The 17,398-nt window shown below is 70.3% G+C and carries 19 protein-coding genes; 3 read left to right on the forward strand and 16 right to left on the reverse strand.

Features of this window, described 5'->3' with window-relative positions; genetic code table 11:
* Positions 1-48 precede the first annotated feature (48 nt).
* Together ACZ4VL_RS28220 and ACZ4VL_RS28225 are read right to left on the reverse strand one after the other, a co-directional pair.
* Positions 49-1,002, reverse strand: a complete 954-nt coding sequence (locus ACZ4VL_RS28220; RefSeq protein ID WP_468205220.1) for an AraC-like ligand-binding domain-containing protein — start codon at positions 1,000-1,002, stop codon at positions 49-51.
* Positions 1,003-1,337: 335 nt separating this feature from the next.
* Complete coding sequence (locus tag ACZ4VL_RS28225) at positions 1,338-1,919, reverse strand: DinB family protein (protein ID WP_468205222.1); 582 nt, start codon at positions 1,917-1,919, stop codon at positions 1,338-1,340.
* 231 nt (positions 1,920-2,150) lie between these two features.
* Between ACZ4VL_RS28225 and ACZ4VL_RS28230 the strand changes: the two genes are divergently transcribed.
* Positions 2,151-2,273: a hypothetical protein gene (locus tag ACZ4VL_RS28230; protein ID WP_385848590.1), complete on the forward strand. Its 123-nt coding sequence runs from the start codon at positions 2,151-2,153 to the stop codon at positions 2,271-2,273.
* 352 nt (positions 2,274-2,625) lie between these two features.
* Here ACZ4VL_RS28230 and ACZ4VL_RS28235 read toward each other — a convergent pair whose 3' ends face one another.
* From ACZ4VL_RS28235 to ACZ4VL_RS28270, 8 genes are all read right to left on the reverse strand, one after another.
* The gene (locus ACZ4VL_RS28235; protein WP_468205225.1) at positions 2,626-4,254 is read right to left on the reverse strand and encodes an FAD-dependent monooxygenase; all 1,629 of its coding nucleotides are present in this window, start codon (positions 4,252-4,254) and stop codon (positions 2,626-2,628) included.
* Between the two features lie 128 nt (positions 4,255-4,382).
* Positions 4,383-5,054: an enoyl-CoA hydratase/isomerase family protein gene (locus ACZ4VL_RS28240; RefSeq protein ID WP_468205227.1), complete on the reverse strand. Its 672-nt coding sequence runs from the start codon at positions 5,052-5,054 to the stop codon at positions 4,383-4,385.
* An 81-nt stretch (positions 5,055-5,135) separates the two neighbouring features.
* A complete protein-coding gene (locus ACZ4VL_RS28245) occupies positions 5,136-5,444 on the reverse strand; it encodes a hypothetical protein (RefSeq protein WP_468205230.1) in 309 nt (102 codons plus the stop codon).
* 311 nt (positions 5,445-5,755) lie between these two features.
* Positions 5,756-6,364 carry a DJ-1/PfpI family protein gene (locus ACZ4VL_RS28250; RefSeq protein WP_468205233.1) on the reverse strand — a complete coding sequence of 203 codons (609 nt, stop codon included), beginning with the start codon at positions 6,362-6,364 and terminating at the stop codon, positions 5,756-5,758.
* On the reverse strand, positions 6,364-7,674 hold the full coding sequence (locus ACZ4VL_RS28255) for an MFS transporter (RefSeq protein WP_468205236.1): 1,311 nt from the start codon (positions 7,672-7,674) through the stop codon (positions 6,364-6,366). The genes ACZ4VL_RS28250 and ACZ4VL_RS28255 overlap by 1 nt, the downstream gene beginning before the upstream one ends.
* Positions 7,675-7,686: 12 nt before the next feature.
* A complete protein-coding gene (locus ACZ4VL_RS28260) occupies positions 7,687-8,445 on the reverse strand; it encodes a GntR family transcriptional regulator (RefSeq protein ID WP_468205239.1) in 759 nt (252 codons plus the stop codon).
* A gap of 677 nt (positions 8,446-9,122) precedes the next feature.
* Positions 9,123-9,998: an FAD-dependent monooxygenase gene (locus tag ACZ4VL_RS28265; RefSeq protein WP_468205241.1), complete on the reverse strand. Its 876-nt coding sequence runs from the start codon at positions 9,996-9,998 to the stop codon at positions 9,123-9,125.
* An 18-nt stretch (positions 9,999-10,016) separates the two neighbouring features.
* Positions 10,017-10,877, reverse strand: a complete 861-nt coding sequence (locus ACZ4VL_RS28270) for an alpha/beta fold hydrolase (RefSeq protein ID WP_468205243.1) — start codon at positions 10,875-10,877, stop codon at positions 10,017-10,019.
* Positions 10,878-10,954: 77 nt separating this feature from the next.
* On the opposite strand from ACZ4VL_RS28270, the gene ACZ4VL_RS28275 reads away from it, so the two are divergent.
* Positions 10,955-11,839 carry an AraC family transcriptional regulator gene (locus tag ACZ4VL_RS28275; protein WP_468205244.1) on the forward strand — a complete coding sequence of 295 codons (885 nt, stop codon included), beginning with the start codon at positions 10,955-10,957 and terminating at the stop codon, positions 11,837-11,839.
* 80 nt (positions 11,840-11,919) lie between these two features.
* Here ACZ4VL_RS28275 and ACZ4VL_RS28280 read toward each other — a convergent pair whose 3' ends face one another.
* The 5 genes from ACZ4VL_RS28280 to ACZ4VL_RS28300 form a co-directional block, all read right to left on the reverse strand.
* Positions 11,920-12,423 carry a hypothetical protein gene (locus ACZ4VL_RS28280; RefSeq protein ID WP_468205247.1) on the reverse strand — a complete coding sequence of 168 codons (504 nt, stop codon included), beginning with the start codon at positions 12,421-12,423 and terminating at the stop codon, positions 11,920-11,922.
* 193 nt (positions 12,424-12,616) lie between these two features.
* Complete coding sequence (locus ACZ4VL_RS28285) at positions 12,617-13,177, reverse strand: hemerythrin domain-containing protein (protein WP_468205249.1); 561 nt, start codon at positions 13,175-13,177, stop codon at positions 12,617-12,619.
* A 154-nt stretch (positions 13,178-13,331) separates the two neighbouring features.
* Complete coding sequence (locus ACZ4VL_RS28290) at positions 13,332-14,333, reverse strand: PHP domain-containing protein (protein ID WP_468205251.1); 1,002 nt, start codon at positions 14,331-14,333, stop codon at positions 13,332-13,334.
* Positions 14,330-15,223, reverse strand: coding sequence for an SDR family oxidoreductase (locus ACZ4VL_RS28295; protein ID WP_468205254.1), 894 nt, complete (start codon positions 15,221-15,223; stop codon positions 14,330-14,332). Before ACZ4VL_RS28295 ends, ACZ4VL_RS28290 begins: the two co-directional genes overlap by 4 nt.
* A 118-nt stretch (positions 15,224-15,341) precedes the next feature.
* A complete protein-coding gene (locus tag ACZ4VL_RS28300; RefSeq protein WP_468205256.1) occupies positions 15,342-16,139 on the reverse strand; it encodes an SDR family NAD(P)-dependent oxidoreductase in 798 nt (265 codons plus the stop codon).
* A gap of 96 nt (positions 16,140-16,235) precedes the next feature.
* On the opposite strand from ACZ4VL_RS28300, the gene ACZ4VL_RS28305 reads away from it, so the two are divergent.
* Positions 16,236-16,790 carry a cysteine hydrolase family protein gene (locus ACZ4VL_RS28305; protein ID WP_468205258.1) on the forward strand — a complete coding sequence of 185 codons (555 nt, stop codon included), beginning with the start codon at positions 16,236-16,238 and terminating at the stop codon, positions 16,788-16,790.
* 59 nt (positions 16,791-16,849) lie between these two features.
* Here ACZ4VL_RS28305 and ACZ4VL_RS28310 read toward each other — a convergent pair whose 3' ends face one another.
* Positions 16,850-17,278: a hypothetical protein gene (locus ACZ4VL_RS28310; RefSeq protein WP_468205261.1), complete on the reverse strand. Its 429-nt coding sequence runs from the start codon at positions 17,276-17,278 to the stop codon at positions 16,850-16,852.
* Between the last annotated feature and the right edge of the window lie 120 nt (positions 17,279-17,398).

Here is a 17,398-nt window from a genome sequence, read left to right on the forward strand (position 1 = left end):
GCCGGAGCATCGTGACCGTCCCCACCGGACCGCGGCCGGTGGGGACCATCACCCTCCGGCGTCGGACTTCTCGGCATGCAGTGCACGGAATTCGCTGGGGCTCAGCCCGTACGCTTCGCGGAAGGACCGGCTGAAGACGGCCGGCCCGCTGAACCCCCAGCGGGCCGCGATGATCTGCACTCGGTCGGCACCGGGGCCGGAGCGGGCGAGTTCGGCGCGACACTGCTCCAGGCGGCGTCGCCGGATCCGGGAGTGGACGCCCTCCTCCCGGCCCTGGAACAGCTGATGGAGGCTGCGCACCGAGATGTTGTGGCGGGCGGCGACAACCGAAGGCGTCAGGTCCGGGTCGCCGAGGTTGTGCTCGATGAACGCGTGGATCCGCCGCAGCAGGGCCTGTTCCCGTACTTCGGCGGGGAGGTGTTCCTCCGAGTCCGTGTGTTGGGCGAGGAAGGCGGCCGCGAGGCTGACGGCTGCCGCGCCGAGACCGCGCAGTTCCCCGGGCCCGCAATGGAGGGCGTGGTCGTCGACGGTGCTGATGAAGGAGGACAGGATCGCCGCCATGCCGCGTCTGGCCGGCATGCGGCGGCCGAGCAACTGGTCGAGGCGCTGCGTGCGCAGCGGCAGCACGTTGCGGGGGAACTGCAGGATCGTCACTTGTACCGGGCCGCCGTCGAGTATCTCCGTGTCGGAGGGCCGCGAGGTGTCCCAAAGGAGGAAGTCGCCGGCTCCGGCGGTGCTGGCGCTCCTGTGCTGAGAAAACGCTGCGGCGCCTTGTCGTATGAGCCCCAGCTGGTACTGCTCGGGGTCGCCCCGCCGGACCATCGCTGCCGTGCGCCGTGACCGCAGGGGCGACATGGCGAAGTGCGCCACACGGAGGTCTTCCAGGTCCAGCACGCCCACCTCGGCCTGAAACTCGGCGGGTCGCTCGCTGCTGAGGGCGGTGGGCATCACTTCGCGCGAGACCAGGTCGGAGAACCAGTCGAAACGCTCGTACGCGGACACTTCCCTTGACGACACTACCGACCACACCACACTGCCTCCCAGCTCGTCCCTTCGACGGCAGTCAAGGATGCAGCGACGGGTCCCTCGGCGACGCATGGTTCTCGTGCCGGCGTGGCGGGGCTGGACATGGTCGATGTCGACCGCTCGCAGCGGAGGTCGCGCGCGGTGCGCCCGTCCAGCGCGCGGATACACGGAACGTGGCCGCATGGCCCGCCAGGAAGGCGGTGACGAGCTCTTGCCTCCGGCGAGGGTGAACGGCCAGACGGCTTCGATTTCGAAGTCCCGGCCCGTGGGTTGCGGCATGCGCGGGTGCCATGAACTGCGACAGGTCTTGTTCAGTCGGTCGGGGGCTGCCAGGGCTGGAACCACGGGTCGGGCCACTGCTCGGCGGCGGCCAGCAGGGGGAACAGGGTGGCGCCGTCGATGGTTTCACGGATGATGTCGGCGTGACCGCCGTGTCGGGATGTCTCCTCGATGAGGTGCAGCAGCACCCAGCGAACGGACCAGTTCTTCACGTCGGCGGGGAACCACGGCAGTCCCTGGGGGACGGGCACGGCCTGGCCCAGATCGGCTATTCCGGCGATCACCTCGTCCGTCTCCCGGGCGGCGGACTCGTACTGGTCCAGTACGTCCGCGAGCGTCTCCTCCCCGGTGAGCGCGAATTCGGCGGAGTCGCTCTCGTCTGCCGTCCGCTGCGGGCCGCGCTGCCGCTGGAGGATCAGGTCGGTCCATCCGGCCTCGCACCGCGCGGCGTGCTTGACGAGACCGCCGATGCTCAGTTCGCTGGCGGTGGGCGTCATCCTTGCCTGATCGTCCGTCAGTCCGTGGGCGGTGGCGCGCAGAGCCTGGCGCTGTTGGGTGAGGTAGGCGAGCAGGCCGTCGCGCTCGTCGGCGACCGGCGGTACGTGTGCGGGCATGGGGCTGACCCTCTCTCCCGGAGAAAGGGCTGGTCAACCCCCTCGTGAAAAAATTTTCAGTTCCTTGCGCAAGATAGGGGTGCTGCCGTCTGTCACACGTCGTGTGCCGGTCGCCAGGTCTGCGTCACGCGCGAGCCTGTATCGCCCGTCGGCGCGAACACGCGGGCCGCCCGTCCCACCCGGATCGAATTCGTCCGTGTCACAACTCCGCGCGGGGGCAAGCGCGTCCGTATGACATCGAATACGACCGCGGTACTCGCCTGGGCCGCCGAATCCGGACCCGTGTGGCTGCACCTTCTGGTGGTGGCCTTCGCCCTCGTCGTGCTGGTGACCACCCTGGCAAAGCACAGGTAGCCTCCCGTGCTGTTCCTGGCGCTGCTCGTCCCACCCCTGCTGATGTGCGTGGCCCTTGGGCTCGGCCGGTACGAGGAGCACGTCCTGGGGCCGACGGGAACGTCCGGCGGACGGAAACCGGCAGCGGCCCGGGGCAGACACCGGCGTCGCGCCCGCTCCGCGTCCACCGGCCGGACCGCGCGCACGCCGTGAACGCGCCATGCGCGTGGGCCTTCCGGCCTACGCTGAGCCCGCGCAGCTCTTCCGTGCCGCACCGCCGCGGTACTCGCGGCACAGCGCCGGCCCGTTTCGTTGCACACCACCGCTCTGCGGTCCGTTCCGGCCGCCCGAGCCGGGCGGGGGCAGCGGCCCGCTATGTCCGAGGCATGCCACCGGTGAGCGCGGTGAGGGCGTGCCGGACGGGGGAGTCGCCCGGAGGGTAGCGGGCCCAGCGGGCTGCGACGTGGCCGTCAGGCCGGACGAGTAGCGCTCCGGTCGGGGTGATGCCGCAGAGGTCGGCGTGCCCGCTGGGCAGGTTCTCGACGCGCAGCGGCCAGAGCGCCGTGCCCTGCTGCTCCCAGAGCACGGGATCGGGGGCGAGCAGGGTGAACCATTCGCCGAACGCGTCCAGGGTGGAGCGACCGTCGGCCAGCTGGAGGTGGGGCATGCGACGACCCGGCAACGCGCTGGGGACGTAGTCCGTGCCCGACCCGGACGCCGTCGACGGGGGACCGCCGTCGCCGAGGACGGCGCCGGAGCGGTAGGTGACGCCGAGCACGAGTCCGAGTTGCGCGAAGTACTGCTCCGACCAGGGCAGTTCGACCCCCTCCGGCGGCGCCCCGACACCCGTTCGGCGCTCCTCTTGGCGTCGGCCCTGGACCTGGTCCTGGACCTGGAGCATGATCCGGGTGTTCTCCACGGCTTGGCTGAGGGTCCGGTCGGCGACGGGCAGGCGTTCTGCCTCGTAGGTTTCCAAGAGGGACGGCTCGGCCCACCCCCGGAGCACGCCCGCCAGCTTCCAACACAGGTTGTGCACGTCGGCGATGCCGGTGTTCATGCCCAGCCCGCCCGTGGGCGGGACCGCGTGCGCCGCGTCACCGGCGAGCAGGACCCTGCCACGGCGAAGGCTTTCGGCGACGAACGCGTTCATGACCCAGTGCTGAACCCGCGACACGCTGGCTCGCACGTCGGCCCCGGCGCCGGAGCCGAGCGCCTGCGAGACGAAGCGTGGCCAGTCGGTACCGTCGGCACCCTCGGGTGTGGGGAAGAACCACACCCAGCCGCCCTCGGGATAGAGCGGGCCGAACGCTCCGCGCGAGGTGAAGTAGACCCCGGCGGGCTGACCGGCGCACCAGCGGTCGAGGTCGGCGTCGAACAGGACGCTGGTGAAGTCCCCCAAGGCTCCGGGGCCGGTGGTGTCGATCCCCAGCCGCTGCCGGAGGGTGGAGTCCGCCCCGTCGGCAGCCAGTACGTAGCGGGCCCGGACACGGATCTCCTGACCACGGGGGTGGTCGACGAGCAGGGCCACGACGCCGTCCGCCTCTTCCACGACCTCGACGCATTCGACCCCGAACCGCACGGGTGCCGAAGCCGCGGCCAGCAGAACGGGTTCCAGCCGGTCCTGTGAGGTGACCACGCCGATCACCGGGCTTTCGGGCACCGGCGCATTGATGCCGATCATCGCGGCCGTGGCGAAGTCGCGGTCGAGCAGGGTGTTCCGGAAGCGGATGCGGCCGTACTCCGGCGCGAACGCCGCGGCCGTGATCTGCGCGGCGAGCCCGAGCTGGCGGAAGACCTCCATCGATCGCACGTTGATCAACCGGGACCGGGGGAACGGCGACAGCCCGCGGTGCTTCTCGATCAGCAGGGCGCGCACACCCCAACGCTCCAGCAGTGCGCGGGCGGTGAGCCCGACCGGCCCACCACCGACGATCAACACCTCCACCTCGTCGCCGCCCCCACCGGACGGCGTGTTGGTACCGACCGTTGTCCGAACCGCCATGCGTTCCATCATGCGTCCCCGTCCGCCGACCGCCCTGCCCGCACGCCGACGCGTACACCCGGACGGCCCCGGCCGGGACCCCGCCGCGGGCATCGACCACATGGCGCACCCGGGCCTGACGCCTCGCGTCAGTCGACGGCGTCCAAGTCGCCCAGTGCGGCACCGAGGTCGAGCTCCGTACGACCACGGGTCTGGAAGCCGCGTTCGAACAGGGCGGCCGTCCGTCGTCGCACTGCCGTGCCCCGCACCAGCTGCTGGAACAGGGCGGCTTCCGCGCGGACGTCCGCCACGGGCGGCAGGCTGATGGCGTTGACGGCCGCCTTGGCCGCGACCAGCGCGTCGTGGGGGAAGCCCGCCACGCGCGCGGCGACACCGGCGACGAAGTCGTCCAGCTCGGCGTCGGGCAGCGCGCGGTTGATCCATCCGTAGCGTTCGGCGAGTTCGGCATCGAAGTCCGCCGACGTCAGTACGGCTTCGCAGCTTGGCGATGGTGACGGCCGGGCCCGGCTCAGCTTGCGGAACAGCATGCCGAGTGAGGCATCACCCGGACCTCCGGCCTTGGCGGCTTCAGCGGTGTACTCGGGCACCTTGGTCATGTCGACGTGCGGGAAGAAGAAGTCGGGGTCCGCGCTGTCGGACACGACCACGCGGGCAGGGCCCCAGTGGGCGAGTTCCGCGAGCAGTCCGACCAGGTCGCGCACGACCTCGGGCTCGATGAGGTTGATCGGCGGGGCGTTGAACGTGGCGGACAGGACGCCGCCCTCCAGCCGGGTGCTGACGGTCTCGTACGAGGCGGTCATGGCCCTTCCCTCGGCGTTCGTCACGGGCCGGAGCGGCAATCCGGACAGCCGTGACCTCCCGTGGCGGACGGTCGGGCCGACTCAGGCGGCGAGGGCGACAGCTTTGACATCACTCAGGCGCTGGGGCAACCGGGCGCGTTCCTGCGTTGCTCTGTCCATCACCTCGGTCTGCCGCACCACATCCGTGCCCGCTGCGTGGAACTCCTTGCCGAGACCTGTGAACTCGTCGGCCAGATCGCTCAGCGCTGCACCCGCGGCGGTCACCTTCTCCCGTCGGCTCTCCTGGTCATCTCCGTTTTCAATGAGGAGCTCCGCCTCGTAGGAGATACGGAACCGCATCTCGAAAATCAGCTTCAGCGCCTCGTCAACGAGGTCGTCGATGGCAGCCAACTTCGACTCTCTTCCTCTGGGCACGGTCCTGCACCAGCTGTCCCGGCTCGCGGGCACCGGGCCGTGACAGCCTCGGCGGCGGCGTGCCGAGCATTCTCCCAGGACGATGCAGTTCCCCGGATATCGAACCGCGGCGTGCCGCGGTGAATCCTCCGCCCGAGCCACGTCGGCCTCGTGACCGGGCGAACCCGCCGGAAGGGGAGTGGAGAGTGGCGGGGGACGCCGGCGCGGAGTGGCGGACGTACGGGCCGACCCCGTCGCCGATCTTGACCGCTGCCGCGCCTACTGCTTCGACCACTGATCGCAGGAGGTCAGCGCAGGGCAGCCTCGCCCTCGTGGACGGCCCGCATGGCGCGTTCGACAGTCTCCTGGCGTTCGCCCACCGGAGCCACGTAGCCGATGACGTCGCGCGCGGTGTCCTGTCCGAGCACGCGGGTGATGACCCAGGTGGCGAGGTACTGGGAGGCCAGGCAACCGCCGGCCGTAGCGATGTTTCCCTCGGCGTGGAAGGGCGCGTCCAGCACGGTGACGCCACTGGCTTCGACGAAGGGCCGGCTCTTGACGTCCGTGCATGCGGGCATGTCATGCAGCAGCCCGAGCCGGGCGAGTACCAGCGCACCCGAGCACTGTGCGCCGATCAGCTGTCGCGAAGGGTCGAGCGGCAGCCTGGAGAGCAGTCGGTCGTCAGCGACCACGTCTCGGGTCTTCACTCCGCTGCCGATCAGCACGACATCGGCTTCGGTAACGAACTCCATCGGGCGCTGCCCGGTCACCTCGACCCCGTTCATCGACGTGACCACCGGCGTCGGCGTTGTGATGAAGGCCTCCAGGCCGTCCTTACGGCACCGGTTGATCAACGCGGACGCGACGAAGCTGTCGAGTTCGTTGAAACCGTCGAAGGTGACCACGGCTACCTGCATCACAGCTCCTTCACGCTCAAGAAGTCCCCAGTCTCCCCGGCGCGCCGTTCCGCGTCGAGAGCCGATGACGACAGGAGGTTGGGCAGGGCACTCAGCGTCATGCCCGCTGCACCGATCCACATCGTGCCCGTCGCTCCGAACACAGAGCCCGAGGCTCCACCCAAAAGTCCACCGAGAGGAATGCCGCCCCACGAAACGAATCGAGACGTCGCGCTCATCCTGCCCAGAAGCCGATCCGGCGTCAGGGCCTGTTGGAAGCTTGATTGAGCCACCACGCGGACGACCCCACCCAGTGAGAGAGCGGCGAGTCCGACCGCAGCCACGTACACGCTCCAACCCGTTCGCGCCAACGGCATGAGCAGGGTCAACGGACACGTCACCAGTGGTGCGAGCCAGATGGTCGGTCCTTGCCCGACCCGCTTGGAGATCGCGGACGCCGACAGTGCGCCCAGCAGGGCACCACAACCCATCCCCGACAAGATGAGGCCGATACCAAAGGGCTGGAGACCGATGTCCCGCTCCAGAAAGACCAGCAACATGGTCTGGTACATGACCAGGAAGAGGTTGAACATCGCATCCCCCAGCATGATCGAGCGGAGGATGGGCTGCTCGATGACGAACCCCAGCCCCTCCCTGATTTCTCGGGCCAACTGAGGGTGATCACTCGGTTCGGGCTTGGGTTCGCGTTTCCTGATGGTGATCGTGAGCAGTGCCGACAGGGCCATCCCGGCCGAACTGGCCAGAAGCGTTGCAGGAGCTCCCACCAGGCCGATCAGCGGCCCTGCCACCGTCGGCCCGCTGATACTGGTCACCGAGCGCATGGCCGAGAGCTTCGAGTTCCCTTCCACGAGATTGCTGCGACCCACCAGATGCGGGAGATGGCTCACGTACGCAACATCGAAGAACACCGTCAGCACTCCGTGAACCAACGCGACTGCATAGAGCCAACGGAGGGTGAGAAGACCTGCCCACCAGGCCACCGGAACCGTCGAGAGGAGCAGCGCGCGCACGAGATCAGTGCTGATCATCACCGGTCGCTTCCGCATGCGATCCACCCAGGCGCCTGCCGGTAGTCCGACCAGGAGCGATCCTGCCGAAGCCATCGCAGTCAGTGATCCCACCTGGAACTCGTCGGCGTGCAAGGCCGCGAGGGCGACCAGGGGCAAGGTCAGAAAGACGATGCGGTCGCCCAGCTGGCCGAGCGCAGTGGCAGCGAACAACCGCCCGAAGTCCCGATCGCGTAAGAGGCCGAGCCGGGAGGATTTCGTCATGGAATGCCCTTTTGTCGAATTTCGGATGTCTCTCTCCATGACTGCAACTGCTTACGGGGGGGCGACCCCGAACTCGTAGACCACTTCCCGGCGCGCGTCCGGAATCACCATGTCGGCCGTCTCCACAGGACGTCCCTCCGTGTCGAGGATGGTCCGCTCGATGTGGAGCACGAGGTCCCCCACGCCGATCCCCAGGAGGTTCGCCTGCACCTGGGTCGCACGAGCCGGGCGCGGCACCTCGACCACGGTCGAGACGACCACGCCGATGGAACGCATACGCTCGACCACCCCCTTTCCCGCCAGGGGACCCACCTCGGGCAGCACGATCGGCGTGCCACCCGTGATGGCCATCGGCTCCCAGGACTCGGAGAGCTGTACGGGTTGCCCCTCGGCGAGGAACTCGTAGTCGGTTCGGACGCAGAGGTCCCCGGAGTTGATGGAGAGCCGCTCGGCGATCGACTCGGGGGCGGGAACGCGCACCTGACTGTGAGAATCCCAAGCGTCGGCCCTGCCCCGCTCCCTCCTGCCGGGCCACGGCTGAGCGCCCTCCCGGCGTTCGCGGTGCCGCGAGCGGACCAGGGGCAGGCGCTCTCGGGGCGTGCGGACGTACGTGCCCGAGCCGGTGCGTCCTTCGAGGAGACCGTCGATGATCAAACGGTCCATGGCCCGCTGCATGACGTTGCGTCCGACCCCGTACTCCACGGCGAGCCGTGCCCTGGACGGCAGGCGCGCCCCGATCGCCCACTCTCCCGCGAGAACCCGTGCGCGCAGCACGTCGGCCACTGCGAGGTACGGCGCATCTCGGGGCATGGATGATCCTCCGGTTGTCCTGCTGGGCGTCAACTGGTCGGTCAGGGGGTGTTGGCAAGCTACTGCACCTGGGAAAAGCTGCTGGAGTAGAAATACGCTCCGACCCGTTGCGGCGCGTCCACGCCTTCAAGGCCCCGCCGACCCGTCGTGCCGGGTGTCAGAGCCGTGCCCCAGGATGAAGGGCATGATCCAGACGATTCCGCTGGCCCTGCCGGGCACGCTGGTGGACCGCCACCACATCGACCTGACCGCGCTCTACTCCACGGGATGGGGCCTGCACCTCTTCGATGTTGCCGGCTCGCCGAGCGGCGAGTTCTACGCGCTGTACGGGGTGTACCGCCACACCTACGGCGTCGCCGATGACGAGCCGGACCCGCAGAAGGCGAACTTCGGGTACCGGATCATCACGCGGTACTCCGTGGAAGGCGAGGTCCTGGCCAGCGCCGTGTTCCGCACCGGCGGCGCGAAGCAGGGCGACTCGACCGTGGCCGACGGAGGAGACATCGGCCTGTGCGTCCTGCCCGACGGGGTCCTGGCCATCACCGCGACACCGGGCAGGACCACCCTCGTCGCACCCGATCTGAGCCGGGTCCTGGCCGTCTACGACTCGAAGGACGGGCGCCCCTACACGGAGTTCACGCCGGGTGAAGGCGACCCCTTCGCCGACTCCATCAGCGTCACGCCCTCGGGCCGACTGCTGTGCACCGTCGCCGAGTACGGCGGGCGATCGAGTCGAAGTAGAACGCCGGGGTGCGGTCGAGCTCGTCCAGCCAGCGGTCGACGTCGGGGTGCATGCCGGTGAACGCACCGCGCAGCAGTTCCTTCTGCCGGGGTACGTCCTGGTGGCCGTGGCCGTGGCCGTGGCCGTGGCCGTGGCCGTGGTCGCGCTCGCTGCGAAAGAGGAACAGCGCCCGCGCGTCGCCGAGGTGCCGCGCGCCGTACATGCCGGCGGTGCGGCCGACCCCGACGTGCATGCGGAGCTCGCCGTCGAGGCCCGCGGCGTTCGGCAGGGTCAGCACTCCGAAGCAGACCCCGATGTGGGCACTGAAGCGGGACTCCTCGCCGTGGACGAGCCGCCGGACGTTGGAGTGGAGCCCGTCCGCGCCGACGACGAGGTCGAAGGTGCGCGGCCCGCCCTCCTCGAACCGCACCTCGCCGTCGGGGGAGATGGCGGTGATCGAGTCGCCGAAGACGTACTCGACGTCGCCGCGGGCGGCGTCGTAGTAGATCTCGCTCAGGTCGTCGCGCAGGATCTCGACGTGCTGGTCGGAGGTGGCGTTGAAGATCTTGGAGAGGTCCACCCGGACGGGACGCCGTGAGCCTTCCCGGCAGATGGTCAGCCGCCTGGTGCCGGTGGCCCGCTCCTCTATGCGCGGCAGTACGCCCATCTTCTCCGAGATGCTCATCGCAGGCCGGAACAGGTCGACGGCGTGACCGCCGGTCTTGCGCAGCGCGGGCGCCCGTTCGACGACCGTGACGGAAAAGCCGTGCCGGGTGAGCCAGTAGGCCAGGACCGGTCCGGCGATGCTGGCGCCGGAGACGAGAATCCGCATGGCGTTCCTCCTCTTCATTCAGTCCGCCCGTACGCCGGCGTGCGTCGCGGTGAAGGCCAGAAGGAGGGCTGCCGTCCGCGGCGGGTCCTCGAGAAGGGGGGAGTGGCCGAGGCCCGGCAGCAGCTCGACCTGCGCGCCCGGAACGGTGCGGTAGTCGGCGGCGGACGAGGACCGCCATCGCCGGTCGTCCTCGCCGAAGAGGACCAGGAGCGGTTTGCCCAGGGCCTCCAGCCGATCCGGCAGCGCCCGCTGCTCCAGGTAGGAGCGAGTGGCCTGCATCGTCGTGGCGAGCGTGTGGAGGGTCATGCCGCGCACGTCGTCCAGGATCTCCTCCGGGATCTGATAGTCCGCACGGCTGAAAGCGGTGCTCGCGAACCGGCGGAGCTGTCGGTCGGTCGGCGGCCACTGGGAGGGGTCCATCGCGGAGGTCTCCGGGGCGACGAAGGCGCCCAGCCCGGGGCCGGTGTTGATGAGCGCGAGCGCGGTGACCGACTCCGGTCGCTGTTCGGCGAGGGCGGTGGCGACGGCGCCGCCGCTGGAGTGGCCGACGACCACGGCCTGTTCCACGCCGAGCCGGTCCAGTGCCGTGCCGGCCCGGCGCGCCTGGTCCGGGAGCTCGTAGCTGCCATTGACCGGCTTGGCCGAGCGGCCGTGCCCCAGCAGGTCGATCCGGATGACGCGGTGGGTTCCGGTCAGCAGCGGAACCATCGGATCCCACGAACGGGTCGAGGAAGCGGTTCCGTGGATGAGGAGGAGCGCGGGAGCGTGGCGGGGGCCGTCCTGGCACACGTGGATGTCGCCGCCGTCCAGCGGCAGCATCGAACTCTCGGTGTCTCCAGCGCCTTTGCGCAGGTACGGATCGCTGTCAGAAGCAGTCATGACCCCACTGTCGCCGCCGTATCCGTCGGTGGATTGGACGAATGTTCCCCTCGGTCGGCCCGCCGTAGCATGGGGCGATGCAGACGTTCGCGCACGGTGCGACCACGTGGGATGTCGAGTGCCCGCGAAAGCCCAGCCGGGTGACGGGTGTGACCATGGCCGGGTTCTCCGCCCAGACCCTGGACGCGCTCCGGATCGTCCCGCACCCCGCCGTGACGTTGCTCCTGGAGTTCGGCGCGAGTCCACCCGTCGTCGACTGCGCCCCCGGGCAGCAGCGGGGAAGCGTCGTGGCAGGGCCCGGGCTCGGGGCCGGCGGCGCGGTCCGCGCGCGCGGGGAGAACCTCCAGTGCGTACAGGTGCGCCTGTCCCCGGTGATCGCACGCGAGCTCCTGGGCGCTTCCCCCGCCGACCTCGACGGCGCCGTCGTACCGCTGGGCGACATGTGGGGTGCAGGGGTGGCACGGATCCGCGAGCAACTCGCCGACGCCCCGTCGTGGCAGGATCGCTTCGCCTTGGTGGACGCGCTGCTCGCCCGCCGGCAGGAGGCGGGGACGCCGGTGGATCCCGAGGTGGCCTGGGCCTGGCACCGGATGGTCGTCAGCCGTGGTCTGATCCGGGTCGACGGACTTGCCACCGAGGTCGGATGGAGCCGCAAGCGCCTGTGGTCCCGGTTCCGGTCGCAGCTCGGCCTGCCGCCCAAGCGCGCCGTGAAGCTGGTCCGCTTCGACCATGCCGCCCACCGCCTGGTCGCGGGTGAAGGTGCGGCTCATGTCGCTGCCGACACCGGCTACGCCGACCAGTCCCACCTGCATCGAGACGTCGTGGCGTTCACCGGGGCAACCCCTGCGACCGTGGCCGGCGAGCCGTTCCTCGTCGTCGACGACCTTGCGTGGCCCAGCCGCGGAGCAACCGTCGACACCCGCACCACAGGGCACCTCCGGCAAGGTCGCCGACCAGAGTAGGCAGGGCCGTGGGGATGCCGATGGTGCTCGGCCCGAAGGCGTCGGTGAGGACGCCGGCCGCGAGGGTGCCGCACCCGCACCTATCCCAGAACGGCGTTCTCGTTGTCCAGCAGGTCCAGCAGCAGTTCCCGGTGCAGGGCGGCGATCGGCTCGAGCAGGTCGGGGTGGCGCAGCAGGGGCGCGGCGTCGTGTTCGCGGTCGCCGGGGTCGGTGAGACGGGTGACCTCGCCGGTCTGGCCGCGGTCGACGAGGTGGTGGGCGTCGGCGGCGAGGGCGGGGGCGGCGAGGAGGCAGGCGGCCCAGCTGACGACGGTCTCGTCGACCCAGGTCCGCCAGTCGGCGTCGGCGGCGTCCCCGTGGTCGGCGCCGGTCAGCCAGTCGAGCCGGGCGCTTCCGCCCGGGCCGAGGAGAAGCAGGAGCTGTGCGTCGAGCGGGGTCGGGTAGCGCAGGGCGGCGGCGAGGGTGACGGCCTGCCGGGCTTGGGCCTCGGCAAGCGCGTGACTGAACGCGCCCGGGGCGGGCGGGAAGGCGGTCAGCAGCCAGCGGGTGCCGGCGGCTATGACGGGTGCGAGTTCGGTGGACACGGCTGATTCCTCGGGGGGCGTGCTCGCCCTGGCCCGTGCCGGGTCCGCGAGCTGCGGCGCGAAGCTGCGCCGCTCCGCTCGTGGCCGACCAGCGTAGCCGCAAGCGACGGGCATGCGGTGTGACGCACGTCACCGTCCGTTCAGGGCGGCGGTCCCGGACGAATACCTGCGGCCCGCCGCCCTGGACCGGGGATCAGGACTTGCCGCGGCCGGTCACGAAGTCGCGCGCCCGGTCCACCAGGCCGGCGCCCGGCGCGAAAAGTTTGCTGGCCGCGGGGCTGCTCGGTGCGGCAGGATGCGGGCGGGTGGGCGCCATCGCCTTGGCGCGGCGGATCTTGTCACCGAGATCGTCCAGCTGCTGAGGCGTGCAGGCCCTCTTCAGCATCGGGAAGAGGTTGCTCTCCTCGTCCTGGACATGGGCGGAGACCTCGTCCCGGAGCTGCCGCAGGAGCGGGCTGAGCTGCGCGTCGTCGGTACTCATCTTCTCCAGCTGCTTGAGCATCTTCTCGACACGGCTGTGGTCCTCGATCTCCTTGTCCGCCATGGGCCCGCCACCCTCGACGTGCTCGCGGACCGCCGGGTAGAGGTACTGCTCCTCGGCGACCGAGTGCCGCACCAGCTCGATGGTGATCTCGTCGATGAGATCACGGAGCTCCTGCCCGGTGCCCGTCATGGCCTGGAGACGGCCGAACATCTCCTCCACCTCCCGGTGGTCGGCCATCAGCTCGTCGATCACGTTTCCGCCGTGTCCCATATCGCCTCCACGTGTGCTCGGGGTCGGGCCGCTCCGGCCCGATCCGATCGGTTCCCCGCCGGACCCGGAGGCGCCCGGCCGCACGGGCCGTCTCACCCGCTCGGAGGATGCAGCCCCTCGGGCCCGGCGCCGGGCAGGACGGAGGGCGGATGGTTCACATTCGGCTGTTTCTGCTGGTCAGCAGCCGCCCGAGCGGCCAGGTCGTGATCAGCCGGTCCGCTCCCAGGCCGATCCGCGCCGCGCGGGCGTAGCCCGTGCTCTGCCAGTGGAGCTGTTCGGGGGCGTGGGCGTCGGTGTCGACGGCGAAGCGGCAGCCCGCGGCGGCGGCCTGCAGCAGCAGGTCGTCCGGCGGGTCGCGCCGTTCGGGCCGGCAGTTGATCTCCACCGCAGTACCGGCCTCCGCACACGCGGCGAAGACGGCACCGGCGTCGAAGCGGGACTGCGGGCGGCCCCGGCCGGTGATGATCCGTCCCGTGCAGTGCCCCAGGACGTCGACCCGCGGGTTGCGCACGGCAGTGAGCAGGCGGGCGGTCATCGGTTCCGGTTCCGAGCGGAGCTTGGAGTGCACGGACGCCACGACGATGTCGAGACGGCCGAGCAGGTCTTCGTCCTGGTCGAGCGAGCCGTCCTCCAGGATGTCGCACTCGATGCCGGTCAGCAGACGAAAATCCGGGCCCATCCGGGAGTTCACGGCCGCCACGGCCTCCAGCTGGCTTTCGAGGCGCTCGGGGCTCAGGCCGTGGGCGATCGTCAGCCGCGGTGAGTGATCGGTCAGAACGGCCCACTGGTGGCCGAGGGCGCGGGCCGCGTCGGCCATGTCCTCGATCGGGCTACCGCCGTCCGACCAGTCGGAATGCAGGTGGCAGTCCCCGGTGCTCGCAGCCGCGAGCGCCCAGCCGGCCCGGGCGGCCGGGTCGGCTTCGGCCTGCAGGCGGGCGAGGTAGCGCGGTACCGACCCCGTCGACGCCTGGGAGATCACTTCGGCGGTGACCGGGCCCACCCCGCGCAGGCGTCCGGCCTGCGCGGCGCCCACCGGGCCCGGTGGCAGGTCGCGGACGGCGTCGGCTGCCGTGTGGAAGGCCCGCACCCGGTACGGGGACGCCCCACGCCATTCGAGGAGGAAGGCGATCCGACGCAGAGCTTCGTCCGGGGTCACGGCAGGGGGGTTCCGCCGGTGGCGTTGACGATCTCGCCGGTGATGTAGGAGGCCTGGTCGGAGGCGAGGAAGACGTACGCAGGTGCCATTTCCGCCGGTTGCGCGGGCCGGCCGAGCGGTGACTGCTCGCCGAACTTCGTCGGGTCGGGCATCGTCGCCGGGATCAGGGGGGTCCAGACGGGTCCGGGCGCCACGGCGTTGGCCCGGATACCCCGCTCGGCCAGCATCTGGGCCAGGCTGTGCGTGAAGGAGATGATCGCGGACTTGGTCATGGCGTAGTCGAGGAGGTGCGGGCTGGGCTGGTAGCCCTGCACCGAGGCGGTGTTGATCACCGAGGCGCCGCGCGGCATGTGGGCCAGCGCGGCCTTGGTGAGCCAGAACATCCCGTACAGGTTGGTCTTCATCACCCGGTCGAACTGCTCGGTGGTGATCGCCTCGATCCCGTCCGGCTGGGCCATCTGGTGGGCGGCGTTGTTGACGAGCAGGTCGATGCCGCCGAGCTCGCCCACTGTCCTGTCGACGAGGCCGGTGCACTCGCCTTCGTGCCGGATGTCGCAGGCGACGGCGATTGCGGTGCGGCCGGCCTGACGGATCAGGCGGGCGGTCTCTTCGGCGTCGCCGGCTTCCTCGGGCAGGTGGGTGAAGGCGACGTCGGCTCCTTCCCGGGCGAAGGCCAGGCAGACGGCCCGGCCGATCCCGGAGTCCCCACCGGTGACCAGCGCCTTGCGGCCGTGCAGCAGGCCGTGTCCCCGGTAGGTGTCCTCACCGTGGTCGGGGCGCGGATCCATCGCCTCCGTCGCGCCGGGAGGGTCCTGGTCCTGCTCGGGGAACGGGGGGCGGGCGTGGCGTGCCACCGGATCGGTGAGGCGGGGCTGGTCATGGGAGGGCATCGCTGTCTCCTTCCGGCACGGTCGGTCAGGGGCGGGGTGTCAGGTAGCGGGCAGGGAAGCGGCGGCCTCGAGGCAGCGCACGAGATGCGCGATCCCGGGCTGTCCACCCCGGGGGCGGCTACTGGTCGGCGGATCCGGGCTCCGCCATCCGGCGGTGGCCTTCCGCTTTGAGGCCGTCGGGCAGGACCTTGTTGACCAGGCCCTGCGCCCGGGTCTTCAGCGATCCGGCGACGACCTTGTCCTTGCCGGCGAAGAGAGCATCGAGTCCCTGCTCGGCCACCTGGGCGGGATCGTCCTTCGCGCTCTGCCCGACCTGGGTGTCGCCCATGTCGGCGCGGCGGAAGAAGTCCGTGTCGGTGGGGCCGGGCATCAGGGCGGTCACGGTCAGGGGGGTGTCCTTCAGCTCGTTCTGCAGGGCTTGGGAGAAGGACTGCAGGAACGACTTCGAGGCGTTGTACACGGCCTGGAACGAGCCGGGCATGGTGGAGGCGATGGAGGAGGTGATCAGCAGCCGTCCCTCGCCCGCCGCGGCCATCGACCGCAGCAGCCGCTTGGCGAGGTGCACCGTGGAGCGTACGTTCAGGTCGATGATCTCGAACTCGTCCTCCAGGTCCGTGTCGAGGAAGGCTCCGCCTTCGCCCACGCCGGCGTTCAGCGCGGCCACGGCCACCGGGCCGGTGGCGGTCACCGCCTCGACGAAGCGCTCCGCCTCCGCGTAGCTGCGCAGGTCCGCCCGGACGGGCTGCACGCTCGCTCCGGTCCGCCGCCTGATCTCCTCTGCCGCGTGACGGAGCCGTTCCTCGTCGGCGGAGTTCACGATCAGGTCGAAGCCCCGCTCGGCGAGCTGTCGGGCGAGCTCGAACCCGATGCCGCTGGAGGCACCGGTGACTACGGCACGTTCTCGGTTCTCGTTCATGCTCGGCACCTACCCAAGACGGGCAGATCATTCCAGAACGTACGCGGTTGACCCCTGCCGGTACGGGCAGGGGCCGGTGTGGTGGAAGGCGGCGGTATGGGTTGTACGGCACTCATCGTGATCGACATGCTCAACACCTACGAGCACGAGGACGCCGAGGTGCTGGTGCGGTCGGTCCGGGCGACCCTTCCGGGCGTCGGGGCGCTGCTGGAGCGGGCGCGGGACGCCAAGGCGCCGGTCGTCTACGTGAACGACAACTTCGGCCGCTGGCGCTCCCACCACGGCGAGATCCTCGAAGCCGCGTTGGGCGGTCGGTACTCCGATCTGGTGGAGCCGATCGCTCCGGACGAGGAGTCCCTGTTCGTCGTCAAGGCACGCCACTCGATCTTCTTCGAAACGCCGCTGGCCTACCTGCTGGGTCAGCTCGGTGTGCAGCGGGTGGTGCTGTGCGGGCAGGTGACCGAGCAGTGCGTGCTGTACTCGGCCCTGGACGCCCACATTCGGCACCTCGACGTCGTCGTCGCCCTCGACGCGGTCGCCCACATCGATGCCGGTCTCGCCGAGGCGGCCCTGTGCATGATGGAACGCAACATGTCGGCCGAGCTCCGCCCGAGCGGCGAGATCAGTTTCGAGGACGTTCCTTCAGGCTGATGGCGGCGCGGACGGCGTCGGCCGGGCCGGGCCGTCGGCTCGCTGCCGAAGCCGGGGTTTCAGTGGGCGCGGTACGGGTTGCGGTACGTCACCCGGTCGCATTCGTCGAGGTGCCACCACCGGTATTGGCACACCCGTACGTCGATCGACCGGATGGAGGTGGCGGACACGTGGGTGGGGTCCGTCCAGGTGGTGGTGTCGCACTCGTCCGCGTAGCGTTTCGCGCTCGTGCCCCGGCTGCTGGTACCGGGGTTCCACTCGATCTGCCAGTACGAGCGCTCGCCGTCTCCGCAGGTGTCGCTCAGCGACGACATGGGGATGGTCAGGGAGCCGCGTGACTGCCAGTACGCCGTCGCGCTGAGGCGGCCGTAGGGGCTGGTGCGGGAGATGTCGGTGGCGACGGCCCCGTGTGCCGGGGCGGCGGGCACCACGGACAGGGCGAGTGCGGTGAGCGTGGTGCAGGCCACGGTGAGTCGGTGGAAGTACATGGGGATCCCGATCATCCCGGGGTGCCGGGGCCGGTCGGCCAGGTGACTGTCCCCGGCCGCCCGGTCTGCGCATCGGATAGGCGGTGGTTCTCGCCGCTTCAAGACTCGCACCCCTGCGCG

This window comes from Streptomyces sp. NPDC029014 (assembly GCF_055564695.1).

Bases quoted from the DNA above. Each gene is read 5' to 3' on its own strand.
- ACZ4VL_RS28225 (WP_468205222.1), bottom strand. From the start codon at position 1,919: ATGCCCGCACACGTACCGCCGGTCGCCGACGAGCGCGACGGCCTGCTC.
- ACZ4VL_RS28230 (WP_385848590.1), top strand. From the start codon at position 2,151: ATGACATCGAATACGACCGCGGTACTCGCCTGGGCCGCCGAATCCGGA.
- ACZ4VL_RS28235 (WP_468205225.1), bottom strand. From the start codon at position 4,254: ATGGCGGTTCGGACAACGGTCGGTACCAACACGCCGTCCGGTGGGGGC.
- ACZ4VL_RS28240 (WP_468205227.1), bottom strand. From the start codon at position 5,054: ATGACCGCCTCGTACGAGACCGTCAGCACCCGGCTGGAGGGCGGCGTC.
- ACZ4VL_RS28250 (WP_468205233.1), bottom strand. From the start codon at position 6,364: ATGCAGGTAGCCGTGGTCACCTTCGACGGTTTCAACGAACTCGACAGC.
- ACZ4VL_RS28255 (WP_468205236.1), bottom strand. From the start codon at position 7,674: ATGGAGAGAGACATCCGAAATTCGACAAAAGGGCATTCCATGACGAAA.
- ACZ4VL_RS28260 (WP_468205239.1), bottom strand. From the start codon at position 8,445: ATGCCCCGAGATGCGCCGTACCTCGCAGTGGCCGACGTGCTGCGCGCA.
- ACZ4VL_RS28265 (WP_468205241.1), bottom strand. From the start codon at position 9,998: ATGCGGATTCTCGTCTCCGGCGCCAGCATCGCCGGACCGGTCCTGGCC.
- ACZ4VL_RS28270 (WP_468205243.1), bottom strand. From the start codon at position 10,877: ATGACTGCTTCTGACAGCGATCCGTACCTGCGCAAAGGCGCTGGAGAC.
- ACZ4VL_RS28275 (WP_468205244.1), top strand. From the start codon at position 10,955: ATGCAGACGTTCGCGCACGGTGCGACCACGTGGGATGTCGAGTGCCCG.
- ACZ4VL_RS28285 (WP_468205249.1), bottom strand. From the start codon at position 13,177: ATGGGACACGGCGGAAACGTGATCGACGAGCTGATGGCCGACCACCGG.
- ACZ4VL_RS28295 (WP_468205254.1), bottom strand. From the start codon at position 15,223: ATGCCCTCCCATGACCAGCCCCGCCTCACCGATCCGGTGGCACGCCAC.
- ACZ4VL_RS28300 (WP_468205256.1), bottom strand. From the start codon at position 16,139: ATGAACGAGAACCGAGAACGTGCCGTAGTCACCGGTGCCTCCAGCGGC.
- ACZ4VL_RS28305 (WP_468205258.1), top strand. From the start codon at position 16,236: ATGGGTTGTACGGCACTCATCGTGATCGACATGCTCAACACCTACGAG.
- ACZ4VL_RS28310 (WP_468205261.1), bottom strand. From the start codon at position 17,278: ATGTACTTCCACCGACTCACCGTGGCCTGCACCACGCTCACCGCACTC.